The sequence below is a fragment of the Microbacterium sp. genome (assembly GCF_003248605.1).
GTDB lineage: Bacteria > Actinomycetota > Actinomycetes > Actinomycetales > Microbacteriaceae > Microbacterium.
In genome coordinates, this window is the sequence record NZ_QFPF01000021.1 from 1 (window position 1) to 21,237 (window position 21,237).

The 21,237-nt window shown below is 72.0% G+C and carries 23 protein-coding genes; 14 read left to right on the forward strand and 9 right to left on the reverse strand.

Annotated features, from left to right (window positions below; translation table 11 throughout):
- Nucleotides 1–745 (forward strand): aminotransferase class I/II-fold pyridoxal phosphate-dependent enzyme (locus tag DI573_RS04930; protein ID WP_292811268.1); only part of this gene is annotated, 745 nt, incomplete at its 5' end.
- A gap of 29 nt (nucleotides 746–774) precedes the next feature.
- Here DI573_RS04930 and DI573_RS04935 read toward each other — a convergent pair.
- The gene (locus DI573_RS04935; protein ID WP_292811271.1) at nucleotides 775–1,719 is read right to left on the reverse strand and encodes an SDR family oxidoreductase; all 945 of its coding nucleotides are present in this window, start codon (nucleotides 1,717–1,719) and stop codon (nucleotides 775–777) included.
- A gap of 169 nt (nucleotides 1,720–1,888) precedes the next feature.
- Here DI573_RS04935 and DI573_RS04940 point away from each other — a divergent pair, with 169 nt between their 5' ends.
- The 7 genes from DI573_RS04940 to DI573_RS04970 all read left to right on the forward strand — a co-directional run bounded on the left by DI573_RS04940 (nucleotide 1,889) and on the right by DI573_RS04970 (nucleotide 7,654).
- Nucleotides 1,889–2,725 carry a helix-turn-helix transcriptional regulator gene (locus tag DI573_RS04940; RefSeq protein WP_292811327.1) on the forward strand — a complete coding sequence of 279 codons (837 nt, stop codon included), beginning with the start codon at nucleotides 1,889–1,891 and terminating at the stop codon, nucleotides 2,723–2,725.
- Between the two features lie 120 nt (nucleotides 2,726–2,845).
- On the forward strand, nucleotides 2,846–3,790 hold the full coding sequence (gene phnD, locus DI573_RS04945; protein WP_292811273.1) for a phosphate/phosphite/phosphonate ABC transporter substrate-binding protein: 945 nt from the start codon (nucleotides 2,846–2,848) through the stop codon (nucleotides 3,788–3,790).
- Entirely contained in the window at nucleotides 3,790–4,611 is an 822-nt protein-coding gene (locus tag DI573_RS04950) for a phosphonate ABC transporter ATP-binding protein (protein ID WP_292811274.1), read from the forward strand. Before phnD ends, DI573_RS04950 begins: the two co-directional genes overlap by 1 nt.
- Entirely contained in the window at nucleotides 4,592–5,443 is an 852-nt protein-coding gene (gene phnE / locus DI573_RS04955; RefSeq protein WP_292811276.1) for a phosphonate ABC transporter, permease protein PhnE, read from the forward strand. The genes DI573_RS04950 and phnE overlap by 20 nt, the downstream gene beginning before the upstream one ends.
- Nucleotides 5,440–6,207 (forward strand): tyrosine-protein phosphatase, encoded by a 768-nt coding sequence (locus DI573_RS04960; protein WP_292811279.1) that lies wholly within the window; start codon nucleotides 5,440–5,442, stop codon nucleotides 6,205–6,207. The genes phnE and DI573_RS04960 overlap by 4 nt, the downstream gene beginning before the upstream one ends.
- The gene (locus DI573_RS04965) at nucleotides 6,204–6,824 is read left to right on the forward strand and encodes a TetR/AcrR family transcriptional regulator (RefSeq protein WP_292811281.1); all 621 of its coding nucleotides are present in this window, start codon (nucleotides 6,204–6,206) and stop codon (nucleotides 6,822–6,824) included. Before DI573_RS04960 ends, DI573_RS04965 begins: the two co-directional genes overlap by 4 nt.
- Before the next feature lie 29 nt (nucleotides 6,825–6,853).
- A complete protein-coding gene (locus DI573_RS04970) occupies nucleotides 6,854–7,654 on the forward strand; it encodes an LLM class flavin-dependent oxidoreductase (protein WP_292811283.1) in 801 nt (266 codons plus the stop codon).
- Between the two features lie 6 nt (nucleotides 7,655–7,660).
- Here the strand turns inward: DI573_RS04970 and DI573_RS04975 are convergent, their stop codons facing one another.
- Complete coding sequence (locus DI573_RS04975) at nucleotides 7,661–8,401, reverse strand: DUF2510 domain-containing protein (RefSeq protein WP_292811286.1); 741 nt, start codon at nucleotides 8,399–8,401, stop codon at nucleotides 7,661–7,663.
- A 134-nt stretch (nucleotides 8,402–8,535) separates the two neighbouring features.
- Here DI573_RS04975 and DI573_RS04980 point away from each other — a divergent pair, with 134 nt between their 5' ends.
- The 4 genes from DI573_RS04980 (at nucleotide 8,536) to lhgO (ending at nucleotide 13,732) form a co-directional block, all read left to right on the forward strand.
- Nucleotides 8,536–9,168: a DUF305 domain-containing protein gene (locus DI573_RS04980; RefSeq protein WP_292811288.1), complete on the forward strand. Its 633-nt coding sequence runs from the start codon at nucleotides 8,536–8,538 to the stop codon at nucleotides 9,166–9,168.
- A 69-nt stretch (nucleotides 9,169–9,237) separates the two neighbouring features.
- Nucleotides 9,238–11,310, forward strand: coding sequence for a heavy metal translocating P-type ATPase (locus tag DI573_RS04985; protein ID WP_292811290.1), 2,073 nt, complete (start codon nucleotides 9,238–9,240; stop codon nucleotides 11,308–11,310).
- Nucleotides 11,311–11,533: 223 nt separating this feature from the next.
- A complete protein-coding gene (locus DI573_RS04990; protein WP_292811292.1) occupies nucleotides 11,534–12,442 on the forward strand; it encodes a DUF2690 domain-containing protein in 909 nt (302 codons plus the stop codon).
- A gap of 78 nt (nucleotides 12,443–12,520) precedes the next feature.
- Nucleotides 12,521–13,732: an L-2-hydroxyglutarate oxidase gene (gene lhgO / locus DI573_RS04995; RefSeq protein ID WP_292811294.1), complete on the forward strand. Its 1,212-nt coding sequence runs from the start codon at nucleotides 12,521–12,523 to the stop codon at nucleotides 13,730–13,732.
- Here lhgO and DI573_RS05000 read toward each other — a convergent pair.
- Both DI573_RS05000 and DI573_RS05005 read right to left on the reverse strand, forming a co-directional pair.
- Nucleotides 13,725–14,207 carry a MarR family transcriptional regulator gene (locus DI573_RS05000; protein ID WP_292811296.1) on the reverse strand — a complete coding sequence of 161 codons (483 nt, stop codon included), beginning with the start codon at nucleotides 14,205–14,207 and terminating at the stop codon, nucleotides 13,725–13,727. The two genes, lhgO and DI573_RS05000, sit on opposite strands and share 8 nt — an antisense overlap.
- A gap of 126 nt (nucleotides 14,208–14,333) precedes the next feature.
- Nucleotides 14,334–14,729: a TIGR03618 family F420-dependent PPOX class oxidoreductase gene (locus tag DI573_RS05005; RefSeq protein ID WP_292811298.1), complete on the reverse strand. Its 396-nt coding sequence runs from the start codon at nucleotides 14,727–14,729 to the stop codon at nucleotides 14,334–14,336.
- Between the two features lie 32 nt (nucleotides 14,730–14,761).
- Here DI573_RS05005 and DI573_RS05010 point away from each other — a divergent pair, with 32 nt between their 5' ends.
- Nucleotides 14,762–15,427 carry a galactosyltransferase-related protein gene (locus tag DI573_RS05010; protein WP_292811300.1) on the forward strand — a complete coding sequence of 222 codons (666 nt, stop codon included), beginning with the start codon at nucleotides 14,762–14,764 and terminating at the stop codon, nucleotides 15,425–15,427.
- On the opposite strand, the gene DI573_RS05015 is transcribed toward DI573_RS05010, so the two are convergent.
- Nucleotides 15,370–16,692, reverse strand: a complete 1,323-nt coding sequence (locus DI573_RS05015) for a glycosyltransferase (RefSeq protein ID WP_292811303.1) — start codon at nucleotides 16,690–16,692, stop codon at nucleotides 15,370–15,372. The two genes, DI573_RS05010 and DI573_RS05015, sit on opposite strands and share 58 nt — an antisense overlap.
- Before the next feature lie 13 nt (nucleotides 16,693–16,705).
- Entirely contained in the window at nucleotides 16,706–18,862 is a 2,157-nt protein-coding gene (locus DI573_RS05020) for a glycosyltransferase (protein ID WP_292811305.1), read from the reverse strand.
- A gap of 133 nt (nucleotides 18,863–18,995) precedes the next feature.
- On the opposite strand from DI573_RS05020, the gene DI573_RS05025 reads away from it, so the two are divergent.
- On the forward strand, nucleotides 18,996–20,234 hold the full coding sequence (locus DI573_RS05025) for a polysaccharide pyruvyl transferase family protein (protein ID WP_292811307.1): 1,239 nt from the start codon (nucleotides 18,996–18,998) through the stop codon (nucleotides 20,232–20,234).
- A gap of 24 nt (nucleotides 20,235–20,258) precedes the next feature.
- On the opposite strand, the gene DI573_RS05030 is transcribed toward DI573_RS05025, so the two are convergent.
- From DI573_RS05030 to DI573_RS05040, 3 genes are read right to left on the reverse strand one after another with little or no spacing between them, the layout of a single operon-like run.
- Nucleotides 20,259–20,477: a hypothetical protein gene (locus tag DI573_RS05030; RefSeq protein ID WP_292811309.1), complete on the reverse strand. Its 219-nt coding sequence runs from the start codon at nucleotides 20,475–20,477 to the stop codon at nucleotides 20,259–20,261.
- On the reverse strand, nucleotides 20,474–20,830 hold the full coding sequence (locus DI573_RS05035) for a DUF202 domain-containing protein (RefSeq protein ID WP_292811311.1): 357 nt from the start codon (nucleotides 20,828–20,830) through the stop codon (nucleotides 20,474–20,476). Before DI573_RS05035 ends, DI573_RS05030 begins: the two co-directional genes overlap by 4 nt.
- Before the next feature lie 13 nt (nucleotides 20,831–20,843).
- The gene (locus tag DI573_RS05040; protein ID WP_292811313.1) at nucleotides 20,844–21,200 is read right to left on the reverse strand and encodes a DUF202 domain-containing protein; all 357 of its coding nucleotides are present in this window, start codon (nucleotides 21,198–21,200) and stop codon (nucleotides 20,844–20,846) included.
- Nucleotides 21,201–21,237 lie beyond the last annotated feature (37 nt).

Here is a 21,237-nt window from a genome sequence, read left to right on the forward strand (position 1 = left end):
GATCGAGGGCCGCATGGTGATGGATCTCGACGCGATCGCGACCGCCTTCGACGACGGCGCCGGGATGCTGGTGCTCTGCAATCCGCACAACCCGCTCGGCACCGTCTTCACCCGCGACGAGCTCGACGCCGTCGCCCGCCTCGTCGACGCCAAGAACGGACGCGTGTTCTCGGACGAGATCCACGCGCCCCTCGTCTACGCTCCCGCCCGGCACATCCCCTACGCCTCGATCTCGGACGCCGCGGCCGCACACACGATCACCGCGACCTCCGCATCCAAGGCCTGGAACCTGGCGGGCCTGAAGTGTGCGCAGGTCATCCTCTCGAACGACGCCGACGTGACGGTCTGGGCCAAACTCGGCATGTGGGCAGGACACGGCACCTCGACACTCGGCGTCGTCGCCGGCGTCGCCGCCTACACCGCCGGCGGCCCGTGGCTCGATCAGGTGATCGACTACCTCGATGCGAACCGCCGCGAACTCATCACCCTGCTCGCCGAACACGCACCCCGCGCTCGCGTGACGATGCCGGAGGGCACCTACATCACCCTGATCGACATGCGCGACTACGGGCTGGAGGGCGATCTCGGCGCGTGGTTCCGCGAGCACGCGGGCGTCGCGATGACCGACGGCGCCGCCTGCGGCGAAGCAGCCATCGGCCACGTGCGATTCGTCTTCGCGATGCCGCGCCCGCTGCTGCGCGAGGCGATCACGCGCATCGGCGCGGCGCTCGCGCAACCGCGCTGACCCGCAGACGTCTCCCGCAGCCCGCTCGATCAGCGCGCCGGGATCGCCGTGCGCGTCAGCTCCTCCGACAGACGCCACACCCGCTTCGCGTCGGTCTCGCTGCGCAGAGGCGCATACGTCGTGTGCTCGGCGGGGGCACCGCCCAGATGACCGAGCCCGCGCGGACCGTACAGCACACCGGGCTTCGCCGTCGGATCGGTCGCGGCCATCAGCGCCGGCAGGGCCGCCGTCTCGACGGTGCCGGCAAGGATGCCGCGCGCCGACATCGCCCGGATGATCCGCACCTGCGGGGTGTCGCCACCACGCCCCAGCTCCGGGCGCGCCGCCAGCAGGCTCGTCGGCGCCACACCGGGGTGCGACAGATTGCTCGTGATGCCCCACCCCTGCGCACGGCTGACGCGCTCGAGCTCGAGCCCGAACAGCCCGAACGCGATCTTGGACTGCACATACGCCCGCTGACCGTTGTAGCTGCGCTCCCAGTTCGTGTCGTCCCAGTTGATCGAACCGCGCCGCGCCGCGATGCTCACCTGCGACGTGACCCGCGCACGGCCCGCGCGCAGCAGCGGCAGCAGGTGCGAGACCAGCGCAAAATGCCCGAGGTAATTCGTGCCGAACTGCAGCTCGAACCCGTCGGCCGTGACCTGGCGCTCGGGCGGCGTCATGACACCCGCGTTGTTGATCAGGATGTGGATGGGATCCCCCTCGGCGCGCAGCGTCTCGCCGAGGGCTGCGACCGAGTCGAGCGACGAGAGATCGAGCGCACGCAGCGACACATTCGCGTGCGGCTGCGCGCCCCGGATCCGCTCAATCGCTGCCTCACCCTTGCGCACATTGCGCACGGGCAGAACGACCTCAGCGCCCGCCGCCGCCAGGCGGGCCGCGATCACCGATCCCATGCCATCGCTGGCGCCGGTCACGACGGCGCGCTTTCCGGTGAGGTCGGGAACGGGGTGATCGATCGAAGTGCGGGCCATGGTGTGCTCCTGGTGTGTCGGGGGGCGGGGTGCGGGTCGGTGGCTTCGCGGTGCCCGATCGATCCTGCGCGCTCGATCCCGCAGCATCCACGGCCTGTTGATCCCAGGCTCGCGCGGCCACGGGTGAGCGGGCGTGGGGCAGGGTAGAACCGAGACGACGGGGGATGCTGTGATCGATCGAGCGGGACTCGCCGAATTCCTGCGCAGCCGGCGCGAGGCGCTGCAACCCGAGGACGTGGGACTTCACCGCGGCCCGCGCCGCCGCACCGACGGACTGCGTCGCGAGGAGGTCGCAGCTCTCAGCCACATGTCCGCCGACTACTACTCGCGTCTCGAACGCGAGCGCGGACCCCAGCCCTCCCCCCAGATGATCGCCTCGATCGCGCAGGGCCTGCACCTCACGCTCGACGAACGCGACCACCTCTTCCGCCTGGCGGGGCACAACCCGCCCGCCCGCGGCGCGTTCAGCGCCCACGTTCCGCCCGGGATGCTGCGCATCCTCGACCGACTGACCGACACGCCCGCCGAGATCGTCACGGAACTCGGCGAGACGCTGCGCCAGAGCCCCCTCGGCGTCGCGCTCACCGGCGACCTGACCCGCTACGAAGGCGCGGCGCGCAGCGTCGGATACCGGTGGTTCACCGACGCGGACGTGCGCCGGCTGTACCCGGCGGAGGATCACGACTTCATGTCGCGCCTGTACGCGTCTGGACTGCGCGAGATCTCGACCCTGCGAGGGCCCGGATCACGCGCGGCGCACTACGTCGATCTGCTGCTCGAACAGAGCCCCGAGTTCGAGCGGTACTGGCGCGAGCACGAGGTGGGCGTGCGCCCGCACGACATCAAGAGATTCGTGCACCCCGAGGTCGGTGCACTCGAACTGAGCTGTCAGCGACTCGTCGACCCCGCCGAGTCGCACTCGCTCCTGGTCTACACCGCCGCCCCCGGCAGCGAGAGCCACGAGAAGCTGCGCATGCTCGCCGTCATCGGGGCCGGCGTCGGCTAGGGCGGCTCAGCTGACTGTTCACCTCGCGTTCGCTTACGAGTCCAGCAGTCTCGTAATTGCACGTCACCCGCGCGGGTTTGCATACCGATGGTCTTGAAATCATCGGAAAGGACCCCCGCCATGTCCCGTGTCATGTCCCGCTCCACCCGCTCCTCCCTCCGCCTGCTCGCCCTCACCGGCGCCGCCGCCATCGCCCTCACCGGCTGCCAGGCCGCCACCGCCGACGCATCCGGCGACGCATCCGGTGAGGCCGCAGCATCCGACGCCCCCATCACGATCGCGACCATCCCGCTCGGCGACGACCCGAGCGTCGAGAACCCCGCCGACGCGCTCGCGCGGCTGATCGCCGAGGAGACCGGACGCGAGGTCGAGGTCACCGACGTGCCCGACTACCTCAGCGTCGTCGAGGCGATTCGCGCCGACCACGTCGACATCGGCATCATGAGCGGCTTTCCCTCGGCCCTCGCCGTGAACACGGGCGAGGTCGACGCGCTCGTCGCCTGGGCGGCCGACGACACCCCCGTCTCGACCTGCGTCGTGCTCGCCGACTCCCCCATCGAGACCCTCGAAGACCTCGAGGGCACCACGGTCGCCTTCGCCGATCAAGCCTCGAGCTCGGGCTATTTCATGCCCGTGCACATGCTGCACGAGGCCGGCCTCGAGAACGGCGTCGACTACGAGGGCGTCTTCTCGGGCGGCCACGAGGGCAGCTTCATCGCGCTGCAGCAGGGACAGGTGGATGCTGCATGCACCGCCGTCATGCTCACCGAGCTGGGTGCACCCTACTTCCCGTTCGCGGACGGCGAGTGGCGCGGGGTCGGCGAGAGCGCCTCGATGCCGGTCTCGGGGAGCGTCCTCGTGCGCCCCTCGCTCGACGCCGAGACCCGCACGCTGCTCGAGGAGGCGATCCCCGCCGTCTTCTCCGAGGAGAACGCCGAGGCGCTGGGCGCGTACGGTGAGGGCTTCATCGGCCAGGAGATCATGATCGCCCCCGACGCGAGCATCTTCGACGGGTTCGTCGACATCGCCGCCGTCGCGGGCGTCCAGCTCGAGGACCTGCGCTGATGACGGCGCTCGCCCCGGCGGTGCGCGCGCCCCAAGGCCCGCCCTCGACCGGTCCCGTCGTGGACGTGCAGGACCTCTCTGTCGCCTACGCCGACACGAGCGTGCTCGAGGGAGTGGACCTCCAGCTGCACCCGGGCGAGATGGTCGCCCTCCTCGGCGCCTCCGGCTCGGGAAAGTCCACCCTGATGCGCAGCCTCACCGGATTCGCACCCATCACGGCCGGCCGCATCACGGTCGCCGGCCGTGATGTCGCCTCCCTCCGCCCGCGAGAGATGCGGACCCTGCGCTCCGACGTCGGACAGATCTTCCAGCAGTTCAACCTCATCCCCCGCATGAGCATGCTCACGAACGTGCTGACCGGGGGCCTTCACCGCGCCGGGCCGTACAACCTGGTCGGCGGCTTCGGGCGCGAGCAGCGCACCCGAGCCCTGGAGCTGCTCGACCGGGTCGGCATCGCCCACAAGGCGACCGCACCCGCCCGCTCGCTCAGCGGCGGGCAGCAGCAGCGCGTCGCGATCGCCCGCGCCCTCATGCAGCGGCCGCGCGTGATCCTCGCCGACGAACCCGTCGCGTCGCTCGATCCCAGACTGGCCGACTCGGTGCTCGCTCTGCTGCGCGAGATCGCCGAAAACGACGGCATCCCGGTGCTGGTCAGCCTGCACGTGCTGCCGCTCGCGCTTGGCCACAGCGACCGCATCGTGGGCCTGCGCCACGGCGAGGTGCGGGTCGCAGCCCCCACGACCGAACTCGACGCCGAGAGCCTCGCGGTGCTGTACGACGACACCGAAGGGGGACACGACCATGACGACCACATCTTCTGAGCGCCCGCCGCGCACCCGCGAGCGCACGCCCGCGACCCTCGACCCGGCCGAGCGCCACCGCCTCGAGCGCGCGATGCGGCTGCCGCGCACCCGGTTCCTCCTCGGCATCCCGATCGCGATCCTCGTGCTGCTGTGGTCGTTCCAGGGCGCGGAGTTCAACGTCGGCAAGCTCGCCGAGGGCGCCGTCAACATGTCGGAGTTCATGAGCCGGCTCTTCCCGCCGGATTTCAGCGACTTCGGCACCATCGTGGCGCTGCTCATCGAGACCCTCCAGATGGCGATCGTGGGTACCGTGCTCGGCGCGGTCCTCTCGCTCGTGGTCGCGTTCGGCGCGTCGTCGAATCTCGCGCCCACCTGGCTCTACTACTGCTCCCGGTGGGTCATGAACATCATCCGCGCGGTGCCCGACCTGGTCTTCGCGCTCATGTTCGTCTCGGCCGTCGGCCTCGGCCCCTTCGCCGGAATCCTCGCCATGACCCTCGGTTCGATCGGCTCGATCGGCAAGGTCTTCGCCGAGGCCATGGAATCCGTCGACCCCGGCCCTCTGACCGCGATGGAGGCGGTCGGCGCCTCCAAACGCCAGGTGATCCAGTACGGCGTGCTGCCGCAGGCGGCACCCCTGCTCGTGTCGTACACGCTGCTGCTGTTCGAGGGCAACGTGCGCGGGGCGACGATCCTCGGCCTCGTCGGCGCCGGCGGCATCGGCCTCGAGCTGACCACCGCCATGCGCATGTACGACTACGGGCACCTGAGCGCCATCATCATCTGCATCATCGTGCTCGTCACGGCCATCGACCAGGGCAGCGCCCTCATCAGAAAGCGAATCACATGACCACCATCGACATCACCCTGAGCGCTCCCGTCAACCTGCGCGACCTCGGCGGCATCCCCGTCGCCGGCGGCACCCTGCGCCCGGGGCTGGCCGTGCGCGCCGACGACCTCTCGATGATCACCGAGGCGGATGCCGTCACCCTCACCGAGCGCGGACTCTCGAGCGTCATCGACCTCCGCTCGAGCGGCGAGGTCGCCCTCACCGGCCGCGGGCCGCTCGCGGGGCTTCCCGTCGCCTACCACCACCTGCCGCTCATGGCCGACATCGGCGAGGGGATGCCGCGCGAGGGCCTGCGCGCCTTCACCCACGAGGCGATGGGCCGGATGTACGTGCGCATGGTCGAGGGCGCGGCGCCGCAGCTCGCGACCGCTCTCACCGTCATCGCGCTCGCGCCCGGCGCGACCGCGTTCCACTGCGCCGCCGGACGCGACCGCACCGGCGTCGTGGCCGCGCTCCTGCTGCTCGCCCTCGGCGCCACCGACGACGACATCGTCGAGGACTACGCCCGCACCGAGCCGAACATGTCGGCCATCAACGAGCGCATGCGCCCCGTCATGGGCGTGCTGCTCGGGCGGCTCGGATTCGACCTCGACGAGATGACCGCGCTGCAGTCCGGCCTGGGCGAGGCGGCGATGGCGATCTCGATGCGCGTCCTGCTCGGCGAGCTGCGCGAACGCCACGGCGACCCGCTCGCGCCCGTGCGCGCTGCCGGCCTCGGCGACGAGACGATCGCGCGCCTGCGGGCGCGGGCGGTCGGCGCATGAGCGCGGGCGCGGCGATCGCCCCGCGCCGCCCCGGTCGTCCCCGCGACGAAGACATCGACGGACAGATCCTCGACGCCGCACTGGCGCTCATCGACGCCGGCGAGCCCGTTACGGTGAGCCGTGTCGTCGCCGGCTCCGGTGTCAGCCGCGCCGCCCTGTACCGGCGCTGGCCCTCGCTCACGCAGCTGATCGCCGCCGCACTCGACCAGGGCCGCGTCGTGCCCGGCCCGCTCGACCTCGGCGACGACGAGGCGAGCGTCAAGGCGGCGGTCCTCGGGGCGCTCTTCGGCGATCCCGAGACCGCGCTCGCCGGCTACCCGGAGCAGCGCTTCCGCCAGCGGATCGCGCTCGCGATGGCGGACCGCGGACTGCAGCGCGCCTACTGGACCAGCCACGTATCCCGGCGCCGGGTCAGCCTCGAAGCAGCCCTGCGCACGGCGATCGAGCGCGGCATCCTGCGTCCCGAGCTCGATCCCGCCGCCTGCTTCGATCTGCTCGCGGGCGTGGTCTACTACCAGATCGTCGTGCGCGGCGACAGCTTCAGCGACCCGGCGATGCGAGACCGATGCCGCGCCGGGTTCGAGGTGGCGTGGGAGGGTATGGTGCGGCGTAGGTAGGGCGCCGCAGCGATGCAGGGAGATCACGAATGACGGACACGCGCGCGCACGACCCGGCTCTCGGAGCCGTCTCGATCGGGATCGCGGCCGCGGCGGGCCCGGAGGTCGCCGCCCGGATCGCGCCCGCCGCGCAGGACGCCGGATTCCGTGCGCTGTGGGTCAACGACACCCCCGGACACGACGCCCTCGAGGTGCTCGCCGCGGCCGCCACCGTCACGAAGCACCTGGTGCTCGCGACAGGCGTCGTGCCGGTGGATCGACGCCCACCCGCCTCGATCCTGCGCACGGTGCGCGACCTGGGCCTGCCCGAGGATCGACTCGTGCTCGGCATCGGCTCGGGCGCCCTGCGCCGCGGCGCGCTCGAGTCCGTCGACGATGCCGCGCGGGCGCTGCGATCAGCGACTGTGGCCGAGGTCTACGTCGGCGCCCTCGGCCCCCGCATGCGCGCACTCGCGGCACGGGCCGCACACGGCGCCCTGCTGAGCTGGCTGACCCCCGAGGCCGCACGCGAACAGACCGAACCGCTCGCCGCGGCGGGCTCCCGATCCGCCCTCTACGTGCGTACCGCGTGGGACGCCGACGCGAACGATCGGCTCGACGACGAGGCCCACCGTTACGCGGCGATCCCCTCCTACGCCGCCCACTTCGGCCGGCTCGGCATCACCGCACTCGACACGGTGATCCGGGGCGGGGATGCTGCGGCTCCGCGCCGCGTGCAGCGTTATCGCGCCGCCGTCGACGAGGTGGTGCTGCGCGCCATCGTCGCCGACGACACCCCGGACGCCTACCTGCGTTCTGTGCACCGCGCGGCGGAGGTCGTCGCGGGGTAGCGGGCCTCAGACCGAGCGAAGGGCCTCGTCGCGGCGACGGGCGGCGATCGCCTCGATGCGGTGCGCAAGCGCCCGCGGCTCATCGACCGCCGCGGGGTTCACAGCGCACCAGAGCGCCCAGTCCGTGCTTGCCACGTGGAACACCGCCGTGCGCAGGTCGGTGTACTCCTTCTTGACCTGAGCGCCGACCTCGTCGGTGCCGTCGCCGAAGATCGTGCCCGCACTCACGAGCTGCTCACCGTCGAGGTAGACGCGGGCGCGCGTGTACGCGTCTATCGGGTGCGCGGCCGCGGCCTGCCATACACGATCCTCGTACACCTCGATCGGGTGCGTCACCGAAGGATCCGAGCGCAGCGGCTCGGACCGGCGCCACCCCTCGAGGGAGACCACACCGAGCTTGCGTGGCTCGACCACTCCCGCGGCGCGCCGGGCTGTGGCCAGCCGCATCCGCGCACTCTCGACCGCCTTGCGTCCGCCGCGGGAGGTGGCGAACCGATCGAGGTCGTCGATGAGCGCCGCCTCGCCCGGGATGTCGCGGGCGAGGGCCGCCGCCACGATGCGCTCGATGCGGCGCTCGAGCTCGGCGTCGGAACCCTCCGGGAGCGCGCCCTGCGGAATCAGGTGCGCCGACGGATCGTACGGTGTGGTGTGCGCGGTCCAGGCATCGCCGTCCCACCAGCGCAACGCCTGCGCGCCGTCGTGCTCCGGGTACCAGCCCGGGGGCGTCGTGGCGAAGTTTTCGGGCATGGCCGACCCCAATCGATCCTCACTCCCCCGCGCACACATTAGCGGTTCGGCCCCTCGCGCCGGATACCCCTGAGGGGTACCATGGTCGCTAGATGATACCCCCATGGGGTACCAAGAGCGAATGAGGTATCGACATGAACACCACACGCAGGACACGACCCTTCGCCGCCCTGGCGCTGAGCCTCACCCTCATCGGCGGGCTCGCCGGATGCGTCGCGGATCCGGCGGACCCCGGAATGCCGGGGATGCCCGGAATGAGCCAAATCGACCCGACACCCGCCGCCTCGGCGTCCGACGCCGACATGGCCGACCGGATGTTCGTGATGATGATGATCCCCCACCACGAGCAGGCGATCGAGATGAGCGACTTCATCCTCGACGACCCCGACATCGACGACCGCGTACGAGATCTCGCGCAACGCATCAAGGATGCGCAGGCACCCGAGATCACGCTGATGCAGAGCTGGCTGGAGGACTGGGGCATGGGCGGGATGCCCGACACGGATGACATGCCAGGGATGGGCGACGGGATGGGCGACGGGATGCTGTCGCAGGAGGAGTTGGAGGCACTCGGCGAGGCATCGGGCCCGACCGCCGCCCGACTCTTCCTCGAGCAGATGATCGCGCATCACGAGGGAGCGATCGACATGGCAGAACAGGAGCTGGAGAACGGCACCGACCCCGACGTGCTCGAGCTCGCTCGCACGATCGTCGCCACACAGACCGAGGAGATCACCCTCATGCGCGAGATTCTCGCCGACCTTTAGGGAATAGGTCGGGGGTCCAGACCGCTAACCGCATATACCCCTAGGGGGTATAACTCGAGGAGGCGAATGATGAACGACAGCGCAAATCACACGCACACCGGCTCGCACACGGACGGGGTGCACGACGGCACCCCCGAGCACCAGCACCAGCACCAGCACCAGCACCAGCACCACGGCGCCGACCACGTCGCCGTGTTCCGACGGCTGTTCTGGGCCAACCTGGCCCTCGGCATCCCCGTCGTCACCTTCTCGGGCATGTTCGCGACGCTGATCGGCTACGACCTGCCCGATTTCTTCGGCACTCAGTGGATCGCTCCCGTGCTCGGCACCGTGATGTACCTGTGGGGCGGACGCCCGTTCCTCGTCGGCGCGATCGCCGAGCTGCGTGAGCGCACCCCCGGCATGATGCTCCTGATCGGCCTGGCCATCACGGTCGCCTTCATCGCGTCCTGGGGAGCGAGCCTCGGCATCCTCCATCACGAACTCGAGTTCTGGTGGGAGCTCGCGCTGCTCATCATCATCATGCTTCTCGGCCACTGGCTCGAGATGCGCTCCCTCGCCCAGACCACCTCGGCGCTGGATTCGCTCGCCGCCCTCCTGCCCGACGAGGCCGAGCGCGTCGAGGGCGACGCGGTCGTCACGGTCCACCCCGCCGATCTGAGAGTGGGCGACGTCGTCGTGGTCCGCCCCGGCGGCAGCGTGCCGGCGGACGGCCGCGTCGTCGACGGACGCGCCGACATGGACGAGTCCATGGTGACGGGAGAGTCCCGTCCCGTGACACGCGAGGTGGGCGACACCGTCACGGCGGGCACCGTCGCCACGGATTCCGGCCTGCGCGTCGAGGTCACCGCCACCGGCGACGACACCGCCCTCGCCGGCATCCAGCGACTGGTCACCGAGGCGCAGAACTCGACCTCGCGCGCCCAGCGCCTGGCGGATCGCGCCGCCGCGTGGCTGTTCTGGTTTGCGCTGACCGCGGCCGCCCTGACGGCGGTGGTGTGGACCCTCGTCGGCGATCCCGACGCCGCCGTCATCCGCACGATCACCGTCCTCGTCATCGCGTGCCCGCACGCCCTGGGACTTGCCATCCCCCTCGTCGTCTCGATCGCCACCGAGCGCGCGGCCCGCGCCGGCGTGCTCGTCAAGGACCGCCTCGCTCTCGAGAGCATGCGCACCGTCGACACGGTGCTCTTCGACAAGACCGGCACCCTCACCCGCGGCGAGCCGACCGTGACGGCGACGCAGGCGGTCCCGGGCAGCAACGTCGACCTCGTGCTCGCACTGGCTGCCGCCGCCGAGGCCGACAGCGAGCACCCCCTCGCCCGGGCGATCGTGCGAGCCGCGACGGATCGTGAGGTCTCCGTGCCCCGTGCCTCGGCCTTCACCTCCTCCCCCGCCGTCGGCGTCACCGCGACGGTCGACCGCCACGAGATCCGGGTGGGCGGGCCACGACTGCTCGCCGAGATCGACGCGCACGAGATGGATGCCGCCGCCCGCTGGCACGCAGAGGGGTCGATCGTGCTGCACGTCGTGCGCGACGGCGTCGTGATCGGAGCCCTGCGACTGGCCGACGAGGTGCGTCCCGAGTCGCGCGAGGCGGTGGATGCGCTGCACCGCCGCGGGATCGAGGTCGTCATGATCACGGGCGATGCCCGCGCCGTCGCCGAGTCGGTCGGCGACGAGCTCGGCATCGACCGCGTGTTCGCGGGCGTGCGCCCCGAGGACAAGGCGGCGAAGGTCGCGGCGCTGCAGGCCGAGGGCCGGAGAGTCGCCATGATCGGCGACGGCGTCAACGACGCGCCCGCGCTCGCGCAGGCCGATGTGGGCATCGCGATCGGCGCGGGCACCGACGTCGCGATCGCCTCGGCCGGGGTGATCCTCGCCGGATCCGACCCCCGGGCCGTGGTCTCGGTCATCGAGCTCTCACGCGCGAGCTACCGCAAGATGCGGCAGAACCTCTGGTGGGCGGCGGGCTACAACCTGCTGTCGGTACCCCTGGCGGCGGGCGTCCTGGCGCCGATCGGATTTGTCCTGCCGATGTCGGTGGGCGCCATCCTGATGTCGCTGTCGACGATCGTCGTCGCCCTCAACGCGCAGCTGCTGCGCCGGCTCGACCTGCGGCCCCAGGCCGTCATCGGCTGAGGCGAGCGCGCGGAGAGCGGACCACCCGAAGGCCGCTCTCCGCGCGCAGATCGTCGCCGGCGCTCAGCCCCCCGGTGTTCGCGCCGCGTCGATCTCCCCGTCCCAGTGAAGCGGCCCCCGCCCCGGACCGGCGTTCCGTTCGTCCGATCCGGAAAAAACGGGCATGCCCGAACTGGTATGAATACATGCACATGACGCTGATCGACCGGGGGGCTCAACCGCCATGTCAGATTCACTCGACGGTTCGGGTTCGCACGAGGCCATCGACGACACGCTCGCGACCCTCTCCGCCGACCTGCGCGCGCTGCGCTTGAAAGCGGGCAACCCCACCCTGTCGGCACTCGCGCACCAGACGGGCATCTCCAAGACGGTGCTGTCGGAGGCGTTCGCCGGGCGGCGACTGCCCTCTGCGCGCACCGTCGACGGCATCGTCGACGCGTGCGGCGGTGAGTCCGCAGCGTGGGTGGCGCGTCGCGACCGCCTGGCCGCCGCGCAGAACGGCCGGGCCGCAGCATCCACCCTCGACGCCGCGCCCACGACGGACGCGCCCGTCGGCACGGCCGTCCCCGCCCCCACCCGCGGCCGCGGCCGCGAGCCACGCCGCGTGCGCCTGAGCGTCGCGATCGCCGCCGCGTTCACCTGCCTGATCCTGGGCGTCGCGGGCACCGTCGGCACCCTCGAACTGCTGCAGCCGCGCGGGCAGGGGGCGTCGGCCGCGGCGCCGACCGACAGCGCGACGCCCGGAACGCACGGCGCCTCCGCTCCGCGCATCGCGGTGAAGACGGGCTCGGACCCCGCCTTCACGGAGTGCGTCGACGACGCCGCCGTCGCCGCAGCCGAGACCCGCGCCGAGAACACCCTGCTCGAGATCATCTGGTCGGATGCCTGCCAGGCAGGCTGGGCGCGCATCACCCGATACGACGGTCTGGCCGCGGGCAACGTCGTCTCGGCGAGCATCTACCGGCAGCTCGCCCCGGGCGCCGACGACCGTCAGAGCACCTCCGAGCCCGAAGCCCAGGGCGCCTACACGACGCTGCTCGTACGCCCCACCCCGGACACGAAGATCTGCGCGGTCGGCGCGATCACGATCGACGGCCGCACGATCGACCTCGGCGAACCCATGTGCCTTTAGGCCGCGGTTCGGCAACGGGCCCCGGACGCGCTACGGTTTTGCTCGGGCGTCAGGGGGACGCCGCAGAGGGGGATCTGCATGTCCGGGGAACGAATCGGAATCATCGGCGGGGGAATCGTCGGCATCGCACTCGCGCGCGAACTCGCGCAGGCGGGCGCCGGCGAGGTGACGGTGCTCGAGAAGGAGGCGCGGCTCGCCGCGCACCAGACCGGTCACAACTCCGGCGTCGTGCACGCCGGCCTCTACTACAAGCCCGGATCGCTCAAGGCGACCCTCTGCGCCGCGGGCCGTGTCTCCATCCGCGAATTCTGCGAGGAGAAGGGCCTGCCCTACCGCGAGGTCGGCAAGCTGGTCGTCGCCGTCGACGAGAGCGAGCTGGGCGCCCTCGCCGAGATCGAGCGCCGCTCGATCGAGAACAAGGTGCCCGACCTCGTGCGCATCGACGACGTCGAACGCCTCCGAGAGATCGAGCCGCATGTCGCCGGCGTCGCCGCCGTCCACTCTCCGCACACGGCCGCCGTCGACTACGCGGCCATCACCGAGGCCATGGCGCAGGACGTCCGCGCCGCCGGAGGACACATCCTCCTGCACAGCGAGGTCACCGGCATCCATCTCGAGAACGGCACCGTGCGGGTGATCACCCCCTCGGGGGAACACGTCTTCGACCGGGTCATCGCGTGCTCGGGCCTGCAGTCCGACGTCGTCGCCAGACTCGTCGGCGCCGATCCGTCGCCGAAGATCCTGCCCTTCCGCGGGGAGTACTGGGAGCTCGCTCCCGAACGCGGCGACCTCGTGCGCGGCATGATCTACCCGGTGCCCGACCCGCGGTTCCCGTTCCTCGGAGTGCACTTCACCCGCGGCGTCTACGACGACATCCACATCGGCCCCAACGCCGTCCCCGCCCTCGCCCGCGAGGGCTACGGCTGGCTGCGTGTCTCACCGAAGGACACGATCGAGTCGCTGCGCTGGCCCGGGGCCTGGCCGCTGGCCAAGCAGCACTGGCGCATGGGAGTCGATGAGATCAGCGGATCGCTGATCAAGCCGCTTTACTACCGCAAGGCGCGGCGCTTCATCCCCGAACTGAGGATGAGCGACCTCACCGCGAAGACCTCCGCGGGCGTGCGCGCGCAGGCCTGGGGGCGAGGCGGCGAGCTGCTCGATGACTTCGCCGTCGATCAGGTGGGCCCCGTGACCCTTCTGCGCAACGCGCCCTCGCCGGCAGCGACCAGTTCGATCGCCATCGCCCAGTACGTCATCGAGCACTATCTCGACCCGGCGAAGGTCAGCTGAGCAGCCGCAGCACTCGCGCGAGGGTCGCCTGATCTTCGCGGCTGATGCCCTCCAGGGCGAGGGCCTCGAGACGCGCCAGTTCGGTCATGGCCGCATCCACCCTCGACTCGCCCTCGGCGGTGATGCGCACGAGGACACCCCGACCATCGAGCGGATTGGGTCTGCGCTCGACCAGGCCGCGGGTCGACAGCTTGCCCAGGCGGGTCGTCATGGCAGCGCTGCCGATCATCGTCGCCTCGATCAGCTGCGCCGCACTCAGCTCCGTGCCCGCACGGCGGAGGGCGGCGAGCACGTCGAACTCCCAGACGGCCAGCCCCGCCGAGCCGAACGCCGCGGCACGCAGGCGCGTCAGACGGTGGGAGGCGCGACGCAGGCGCGACATGACATCGAGGGGGGTGAGGTCGACCTCGGGCAGCAGCTGCGACCACGCGTCGATGATCAGATCGACCTCGTCGTCACGCGCGCCGGAACCCATGAATCGACCGTAACGCGCGATTGCGGCACCGAGTGCACGACCTGTCGCCCAATGCACGACCTACACGCGCGAGATTTGTCGTGCGCTCGACGACACCTCGTGCACTCGACGCCGAGGGTCTCGCGATCAAGGCACGAGGAGACCGGCGGAGGCGAGAAACCGGGCGGGCTCGAGCCGGATCACGACGCGCCGCGGATTCACACGCGGGGCGCGATACCTCATCGTGTACAGCGCAACGGCATGGGCGACGGCATCCTGCTCCCGCTCGATCACGGCGTGCCCCGCGATGCTCAGCCAACGCGCCCCCTCGACCTGCGCCACCGTGGCCCGCGGGTCGCGTTCGATGTTGCGCACCTTCTGGTTGCCGTCGCTCGTGATGATGCGCACGACGCCATCGGACAGGGTGAAGCCCACCGCCACGGCGTGGATCAGACCCGACGGCGCGATCGTCGACAGCGTCGCGAGATGGCGTTCGGCGGCGAAGGTCTCGCCGTCCGGGGTCAGGGCACGGAGAGTGGGCACGTCGCCCACCGTAGCGCGCTTAGAATCACCGGGTGCCTGCCGCGACCGTCGTCCTCCCCTGGCGCCCGGCGTCCTCGCGCATCGCGGCCTTCGAGTCCGTGATCGCCTGGTACGCGCGCCAACTGCCCGAACTGCGGGTGCTCACCCTCGACTCCCCCGACCCCGTCTTCAACCTGGCGCTGTGCCGCAATCTGGCGGTCGCGGCTCAGGCCGACCCCGACGACGTGGTCGTGCTCGGCGACGCCGACACCCTCCCCGAACCCGAGCCGCTCCGCCAAGCCATCGCCGCCGCGCGCACGTCGGGACTCGTGCACCTGCCCTACACCGCGTACCACTGGCTGGGCGCCGCGGGATCGGCGCAGTTCGCCGCCGGCGTCGCGCCCGAGCGGTGCGACCACGAGCTCGTGCGCGGGGCCTGCTCGGGCGTCTACGTCACGACCCGCCGCACGTGGGAGCGCCACGGCGGGCAGGATCCCCGCTTCCGCGGCTGGGGCTACGAGGACGCCGCCTGGAACCTCGCCCACACCACGATCCTCGGCGCTGCGCCGCAGCGGCACGAGGGACGCGTCTACGCCCTCCACCACGTCGCCGAGACCCGCGCCGGCACCCTGTTCGACGCCAACGCGGCGCTGATGCGACGCTACGAGGCGGCGTCGGGGGATGCCGCCGCGATGGCCTCGCTCGTCAGCGAGCGGTAGGCGCGCTCGGGCCCGGGCACATCGCGCTGATCGGCGGCGATGGCCGACAGCATCCGCGTATCGATACCCTCGCGCGTCAGCAGCGCGTCGATCGCGGCGGTGAGCTGCGCGACGGTGGCGCTGTTGGGGGCGAGGGCGACCCCCACCCCCGTGCGCTCGATCGCGGCGGCACCGGCGAACTGATCGGTCGAGAAGGGCAGGACGAGCAGCGGCACACCCGCCCCGAGCGCCTCGGTGACCGAGTTGTTGCCGCCGTGCGTCACGGCCGCCGCGGCCGCACCGAGCAGGCGCACCTGCGGCAGGTACGCGCGCACGAGCCAGTCCGCGGGCACGGGTCCGACGTCCGACGGCGCGGTCGATCCCGTCGCGACGGCGGCGCGCACGCCGAGGCCGCGCAGCGCGTCGCAGACGCGGCGCAGCACATCGCCGCGCACCGAGAGGAAGCTGCCGAAGCTGACGTAGACGAACGGCTCGCCCGCGGCCAGCCACCCGTCGACGTCGGCATCGGCGGGCTCCTCGCGCCTGGTCGAGCCGAGGAACTCGGCACCCGCCGCGGTGGATGCCGGGGCCAGCTCCCGCGGATAGTTGTAGAGCACCCGCGGCCCATGCTCGGCGAACGCCGACGGCGACCCGGCGGCCCGGGGGTCGAGGGCCGTCGCCGTGCGGTTCCATTCGGCCGTGAAGTTCGCCGACACCCGTTCGCAGACCGCGCGCAGCGCCGCGAGCTCATCGGGGCGCGGCGCGAACGCGGCGGGCCACGCGGGCGGGTATCCGTACAGCTCATCTCCCACCGGCAGCGCGCTCGGATGCCCGAGCACGACGTCGGCGTAATCGTGCCCGGCGACGTCGAGCGCGAGGCGGGCACTGAAGGCGAGGTGGTCGATCAGGATGCTGTCGGGTCGCACGTCGTCGATGATCCGCAGCGTCGCCCGGCCCGCCGTCACGGGGTCCCACATGAGGTCGGTCAGGCGCTCGTTCGCCTGATAGAGCAGCGTCGGCACCATCCCCTCGCGGGTCGCATCGAAGAATCCGCGCAGCGAGTCCGCCTCCTCATCGGGCTGATCGTCAGCGCGGATGACGCCGGGGTTGGATCCGCGGCCCAGCTGCAGGTGCACCCGCTCGAACCCGAACGAGGCGACGATCGCATCCGTCGAGGGGCCGGTCGCGACGACGACCCGCTCGCCGCGCTCCCGCCACGCCGTTGCGAGGGTGACCAGCGGCAGCAGGTGCGATGCGTAATCGGGGCTGATGACCAGAAGAGTCACCGTCTCGCCTCCTTCACGAGGTCGTCTCCACGACCGCGCGCAGCTCGGCCTCGTCGCGGGCGACTCGTCCGTAGACACCGTCCAGTGCCGTCGCCATCCGCTGGATCGTGAACCGCTCGCGCACCATCGCCCGCGCCCGCTCGGCACGCGCGTCGTCGGTCTCGGCGTCCGCGGTGCCGAGGGCGGCATCCAGAGCCGCCGAGAGCGCTTCGACATCCCACGTCTCGGTCAGCTCGCCCGTGACCGCGTGCTCGACGTACGTCGCCGGCCCGCCGCCGTCGGGGGCGACGACGTAGAGCCCCGCGGCCATCGCCTCGAGCAGCGCGATGCCGAACTCCTCCTTGATGCTCGCGCAGGCGTAGACGCCGCGCGGGGCGACGAACCCCGGCAGGCCCGTGCGCGCGGCGGCGAGCCAGCGCGCGGTGATGTCGTTGGGTCGGTGTCCGGGAAGGATCAGGCCCGCTTCGGCGCGACGGTGAGCGGGCACGAGCTTCTCGATGCGCTCGAGCTGCTCGCGCTCGTCGAGCGAGGGATGCTCGAGGTCCCCGCCGACGATGAGTAGGTTGGCCCGCTCGGCGCAGCCCGCGCGGGACCAGGCCTCCACCAGCGCCGCCATCCCCTTGACCCGGTGCAGCCGCCCGACGCTGACGACGAGCGGCAGCCCCCGGCGATGCGGCGCAAGATCCGCCACGCGCGCCTGCAGTTCCGCGATCGCGCGCACGGCGGGCGCGCCGCCGGCGGCGGCGGTCGCATCGGCGAGCGCCGCCTCGATCGTGACGAGATCCACACCCTCGGGCACGATCGAGTGCCGTTCGGCGTGCGCCGCCATGTCGATGCCGACGAGGCGGCGGATGTCGTCCTCGAGTCGGGGCCGCGGAAAGAACACCGTGTGCGCGGCATTGGCCGCCAGGCTCTGCACGAGACGCGTGCGGAACCAGAAGTGCTCGAGAAGATCGATGTCGCCGAAATCGGCACGCGTGATGCGGCCGGCCCGGTCGAGCGACTCGATCACGCCGTGCGGATCGGGGGCGACGGTGAAGACCACCGGGATGCCGAGCTCGCGCGCGACGTCCGCGGCGGCGAGGCTGCCGACATCGGCCATGCGCAGGTGCAGCAGGTCGACCCCGCCCGCGGCTCGGAGCACCCGGCGGATGCCGCGGCGCACAGTCACGCGCAGGGGCCACGCCGCGGCCGAGGGCACGGGGTCGCGCAGCAGCGGGATCCGGCCGTACACGTGCCCCTCGTCGGCGTCGCGCAGAGCGGACAGATCCGAGGTCGCGGTGACGATCGCGCCGCGGGAGAGCGTGATCACGCGGCGCACGGTGGGCGAGGGGTCGGCCGAGAGCGCGTCGCCCAGACGCACGAGCAGCGTCGCGATGCCGCCGTTGTCGCCCGCGCCGGCGGCGCTCAGGCGCGGGTCGATGTCGGCGTGCAGGAACAGCTGCGCGATCGTGAGCCCCTCGGTGCGCACGGCCTCGGCGGGCGCGGGCACCTCGAGGTCGCGCAGGGCGAGACCCGCGACATCACCGATGACGCCGCCCTCCTCGACCAGCCCCTCGAGGGCGGTGACAAGGCTCCGGGCGCGGGCGCGCTGGCCGAGCGCCGCGATCGCCGCGATGCGCGCGGCGTCGTGCTCGCCGTCGTCGACGGCGACGCGCAGCAGCGGCGCGGTCGCGATCGCGGCGCGAACGAGTCCCAGGGTTTCGACGAGCCGTCCGCGCGCGCCCGGCTCCGCCACACCCAGCAGCGCACCCTCGACGCCGACCACGAGCAGCTCGGGCACGGCTGCCGACCACTGCTCGAGCGAGCGCTGGGCGAGCATGCCGGTGAAGCCGCCCGCGGCGACGAGCGACAGCATCCGCCCGATCGCCTCGGGCCTCGGAAGCCCCGCGCCCAGCGCCCACGCGGTGTGCTCGCGCACGAAGGTGCGAGGGTCATCGAGCAGGCGCACGAGCGAGCGGGCCGCCTCGCCGTCGTTGATCTCGGCGAGCGCGTGGACGGCGGCGATGACGACGAGCTGATCGTCGCCGTGGATCGCGCGGTCGAGCACCCGCAGGGTGCGCACGCCGGGATCGCGGCCCGCCTCGAAGGCGAGGTCGTCGGCCAGGCGCAGGGCGTCGACGATGGTGGGCGCCTGCGCCACCGCGTCGAGAGAGGTCTGGATGCCCACGTTCGCTCCTTGTCGCCGGGCGCGATACGGGGTGGTCTCCCGGGCGCGCGGCATGATGATAGTCCGACCATATGGCCGTTGTACGGTGAAGGGCCCGGCCTTGACATCGGGTTTTCTCACCAGGAGTCCTTGTATGCACATCATCGCCATCGGCGACATCGGCGTCACGGATCAGATGATGCACATCGGCGACGAGGCGATGTTCGAGGCCCTGGTCGACGAGATGCGCGCCCGGGGTGCCACCGCGATCACGGGGCTCAGCGCGGCACCGCGCGAATCCGCCGTGCGGTACGGCATCGACGCCCTGCCGCGTATCGGGTTCGCGCCCGCGCGGGCCGCCGGCGCGGAGCGGTTCGCGGCGGTCGTGCGCGCCATCGACGCCGGCGGCGGGCTGAGCGCCGACGATCCGTTCTGGGCGGTGCGGGATGCTGTCGCCTCGGCCACCGGCGTCGTCATCGCGGGTGGCGGCAACATGGCCTCCACCTGGCCGCTGCACATCTTCGAACGCGCGGCCCTCGCGCGTATCGCCGCGGCGGCGGGGGTTCCGCTCGTCGTCACGGGTCAGACGCTCGGCCCCGAGCTCACGCCGCCGGACCGCGTCGTGCTCGGCGAGGCACTGCGTTCGGCGAGAGTCGTCGGGCTGCGCGAGGAGGCGTCGGGGCGCCTGGCCGCCGAGCTCGGCGTGCCGGGCGATCGGGCGCGGGTCACACTCGACGACGCGTCGTTCCTCGGGTGGGACGACCCGTCGGGTGATTCGGCGGGCGGCGCGGGCGCGGCGGGGTACACGCTCGTGAGCCTCTCGACCCACCTCGGCGGACGCGACCGCCGCGCGATCGTCCGCGGCCTTGCGCACCTGCTCGATCGGCACGCCGATGAGACCGGGCAATCGACGCGATTCCACGCGCACTGGGGTTCGCTCCGGTCGGGCGAGAGCCGCGGCGATGCGATCCTGCACGACGAGGTGCGCGCGCAGATGCGCACGCCGTCCGATGTCGTGCCGACGGGTGATCCGCGCGCAGCCGCGCGCCTGGCCCGCGGCGCCTCGCTGCTCGTCTCCGGCCGCTACCACCCCGTCGTCTTCGCCGCGCCCGCAGGGGTCCCGGTGCTCGCACTCTCGGCCGACGACTACACGCGCGTCAAGCTCGACGGCGCCCTCGGCCGCTGGGGCCAGCACAGCGTCCGAGACCTCGACGAGATCGCGGACGCCGGCACGGGCGCGGCAGGCGCGGGCATGGATGCTGCCGCCGACGCCCTGCGCGGCATCCATTCGTCGGCGGCGCAGACGCGCGCCGCCGCCGCCCGACTCCGGCCGGGCGCGCGCGCCGCCGCAGCCGACTGGTGGGAGCGCGTCGCCGAAGCCCTCGCGCCCTAGCTTCGCGAGAGTCGAGCGACCGGATCAGCGCGGGCAGGTCATGAGGGGCTTCGGCCCCGACCGGTCGAACGTGTGCTCGCTCATCGGCGCCCCGCACAGCGGACACGCACGGTCGGTGCGCGAGGGCTCGGGTTCACTCTCGTAGGGGCCGACCGCGGCGGGACCCGCGACCCGGATCAGGCGGGAGTTGAACCAGGCGTACCAGCCTCCGGCCTCGCGCACCCGCTCTCTGAAAGTGCTCATGATGTCAGGTGCTGGATGCCGATTCCGATGACGTAGATCGCCGCGCCGGCCCCGATCAGCAGCAGCGTGAGCGTCACGAACGCGAGCGCGAGGCCGTCGATCGGCAGCTCGCCCGTGCCGGTCAACCCCTCGTGCGCCCGCCGGTAGCGCGCCGAGGCGCGGATGTATCCCGCGGCCGCGGCCGCCACGCCGGCGACACCGAGCACCGCCGCGACGACGCCGATCGCCTCGCCCGCAAAGCGCACCACCACGGCGCTGGCCACCGCGAGCGCAAGACAGGTGCGACGCCACGCCAGCAGGGTCCGCTCGGGCTGCAGCCCGGGGTCGAACGGGATCCGCGAGGGCGTGGTCACCTGCGCCGCCCCCTCACCAGAAGAATCCGAGCGTCAACAGCACGACCCCGAGCACGACGCCGACGATGATGACGAGCCCCGTGCTAGGTGCGGGAAGCGCCTGGTTCTCACGGAGGGCACGCTCGGTGCGCAGCCACCCGACCCACGCCTGGACGGCGGCCAGCACCCCCAGCAGCACGAAGACGACCGCCGATGCGAGCCGGAACCCGGGCGAGATCGGAACCTGCAGCGCCTCCAGCGCCACCCCCGCCGCGAGCAGCGCGAGCGATGTGCGCACCCACGCCAGGAAGGTGCGCTCGTTGGCAAGACTGAACCGCGGATCCGGCTCGGATCCGCGCGAATACAGCGATCTGGGGAAGCGATTCGTCATGGGCTCACCCCCGACCCTAGCGGGACCATAGGGTGAA

Coding starts and splice junctions, on each gene's coding strand:
- DI573_RS04935 (WP_292811271.1), bottom strand. CDS start 1,719: ATGGCCCGCACTTCGATCGATCACCCCGTTCCCGACCTCACCGGAAAG.
- DI573_RS04990 (WP_292811292.1), top strand. CDS start 11,534: ATGTCAGATTCACTCGACGGTTCGGGTTCGCACGAGGCCATCGACGAC.
- phnD (WP_292811273.1), top strand. CDS start 2,846: ATGTCCCGTGTCATGTCCCGCTCCACCCGCTCCTCCCTCCGCCTGCTC.
- DI573_RS04965 (WP_292811281.1), top strand. CDS start 6,204: ATGAGCGCGGGCGCGGCGATCGCCCCGCGCCGCCCCGGTCGTCCCCGC.
- DI573_RS04975 (WP_292811286.1), bottom strand. CDS start 8,401: ATGCCCGAAAACTTCGCCACGACGCCCCCGGGCTGGTACCCGGAGCAC.
- DI573_RS04970 (WP_292811283.1), top strand. CDS start 6,854: ATGACGGACACGCGCGCGCACGACCCGGCTCTCGGAGCCGTCTCGATC.
- DI573_RS04985 (WP_292811290.1), top strand. CDS start 9,238: ATGAACGACAGCGCAAATCACACGCACACCGGCTCGCACACGGACGGG.
- DI573_RS05000 (WP_292811296.1), bottom strand. CDS start 14,207: ATGGGTTCCGGCGCGCGTGACGACGAGGTCGATCTGATCATCGACGCG.
- DI573_RS04950 (WP_292811274.1), top strand. CDS start 3,790: ATGACGGCGCTCGCCCCGGCGGTGCGCGCGCCCCAAGGCCCGCCCTCG.
- DI573_RS04980 (WP_292811288.1), top strand. CDS start 8,536: ATGAACACCACACGCAGGACACGACCCTTCGCCGCCCTGGCGCTGAGC.
- DI573_RS05025 (WP_292811307.1), top strand. CDS start 18,996: ATGCACATCATCGCCATCGGCGACATCGGCGTCACGGATCAGATGATG.
- lhgO (WP_292811294.1), top strand. CDS start 12,521: ATGTCCGGGGAACGAATCGGAATCATCGGCGGGGGAATCGTCGGCATC.
- DI573_RS05030 (WP_292811309.1), bottom strand. CDS start 20,477: ATGAGCACTTTCAGAGAGCGGGTGCGCGAGGCCGGAGGCTGGTACGCC.
- phnE (WP_292811276.1), top strand. CDS start 4,592: ATGACGACCACATCTTCTGAGCGCCCGCCGCGCACCCGCGAGCGCACG.
- DI573_RS04960 (WP_292811279.1), top strand. CDS start 5,440: ATGACCACCATCGACATCACCCTGAGCGCTCCCGTCAACCTGCGCGAC.
- DI573_RS05040 (WP_292811313.1), bottom strand. CDS start 21,200: ATGACGAATCGCTTCCCCAGATCGCTGTATTCGCGCGGATCCGAGCCG.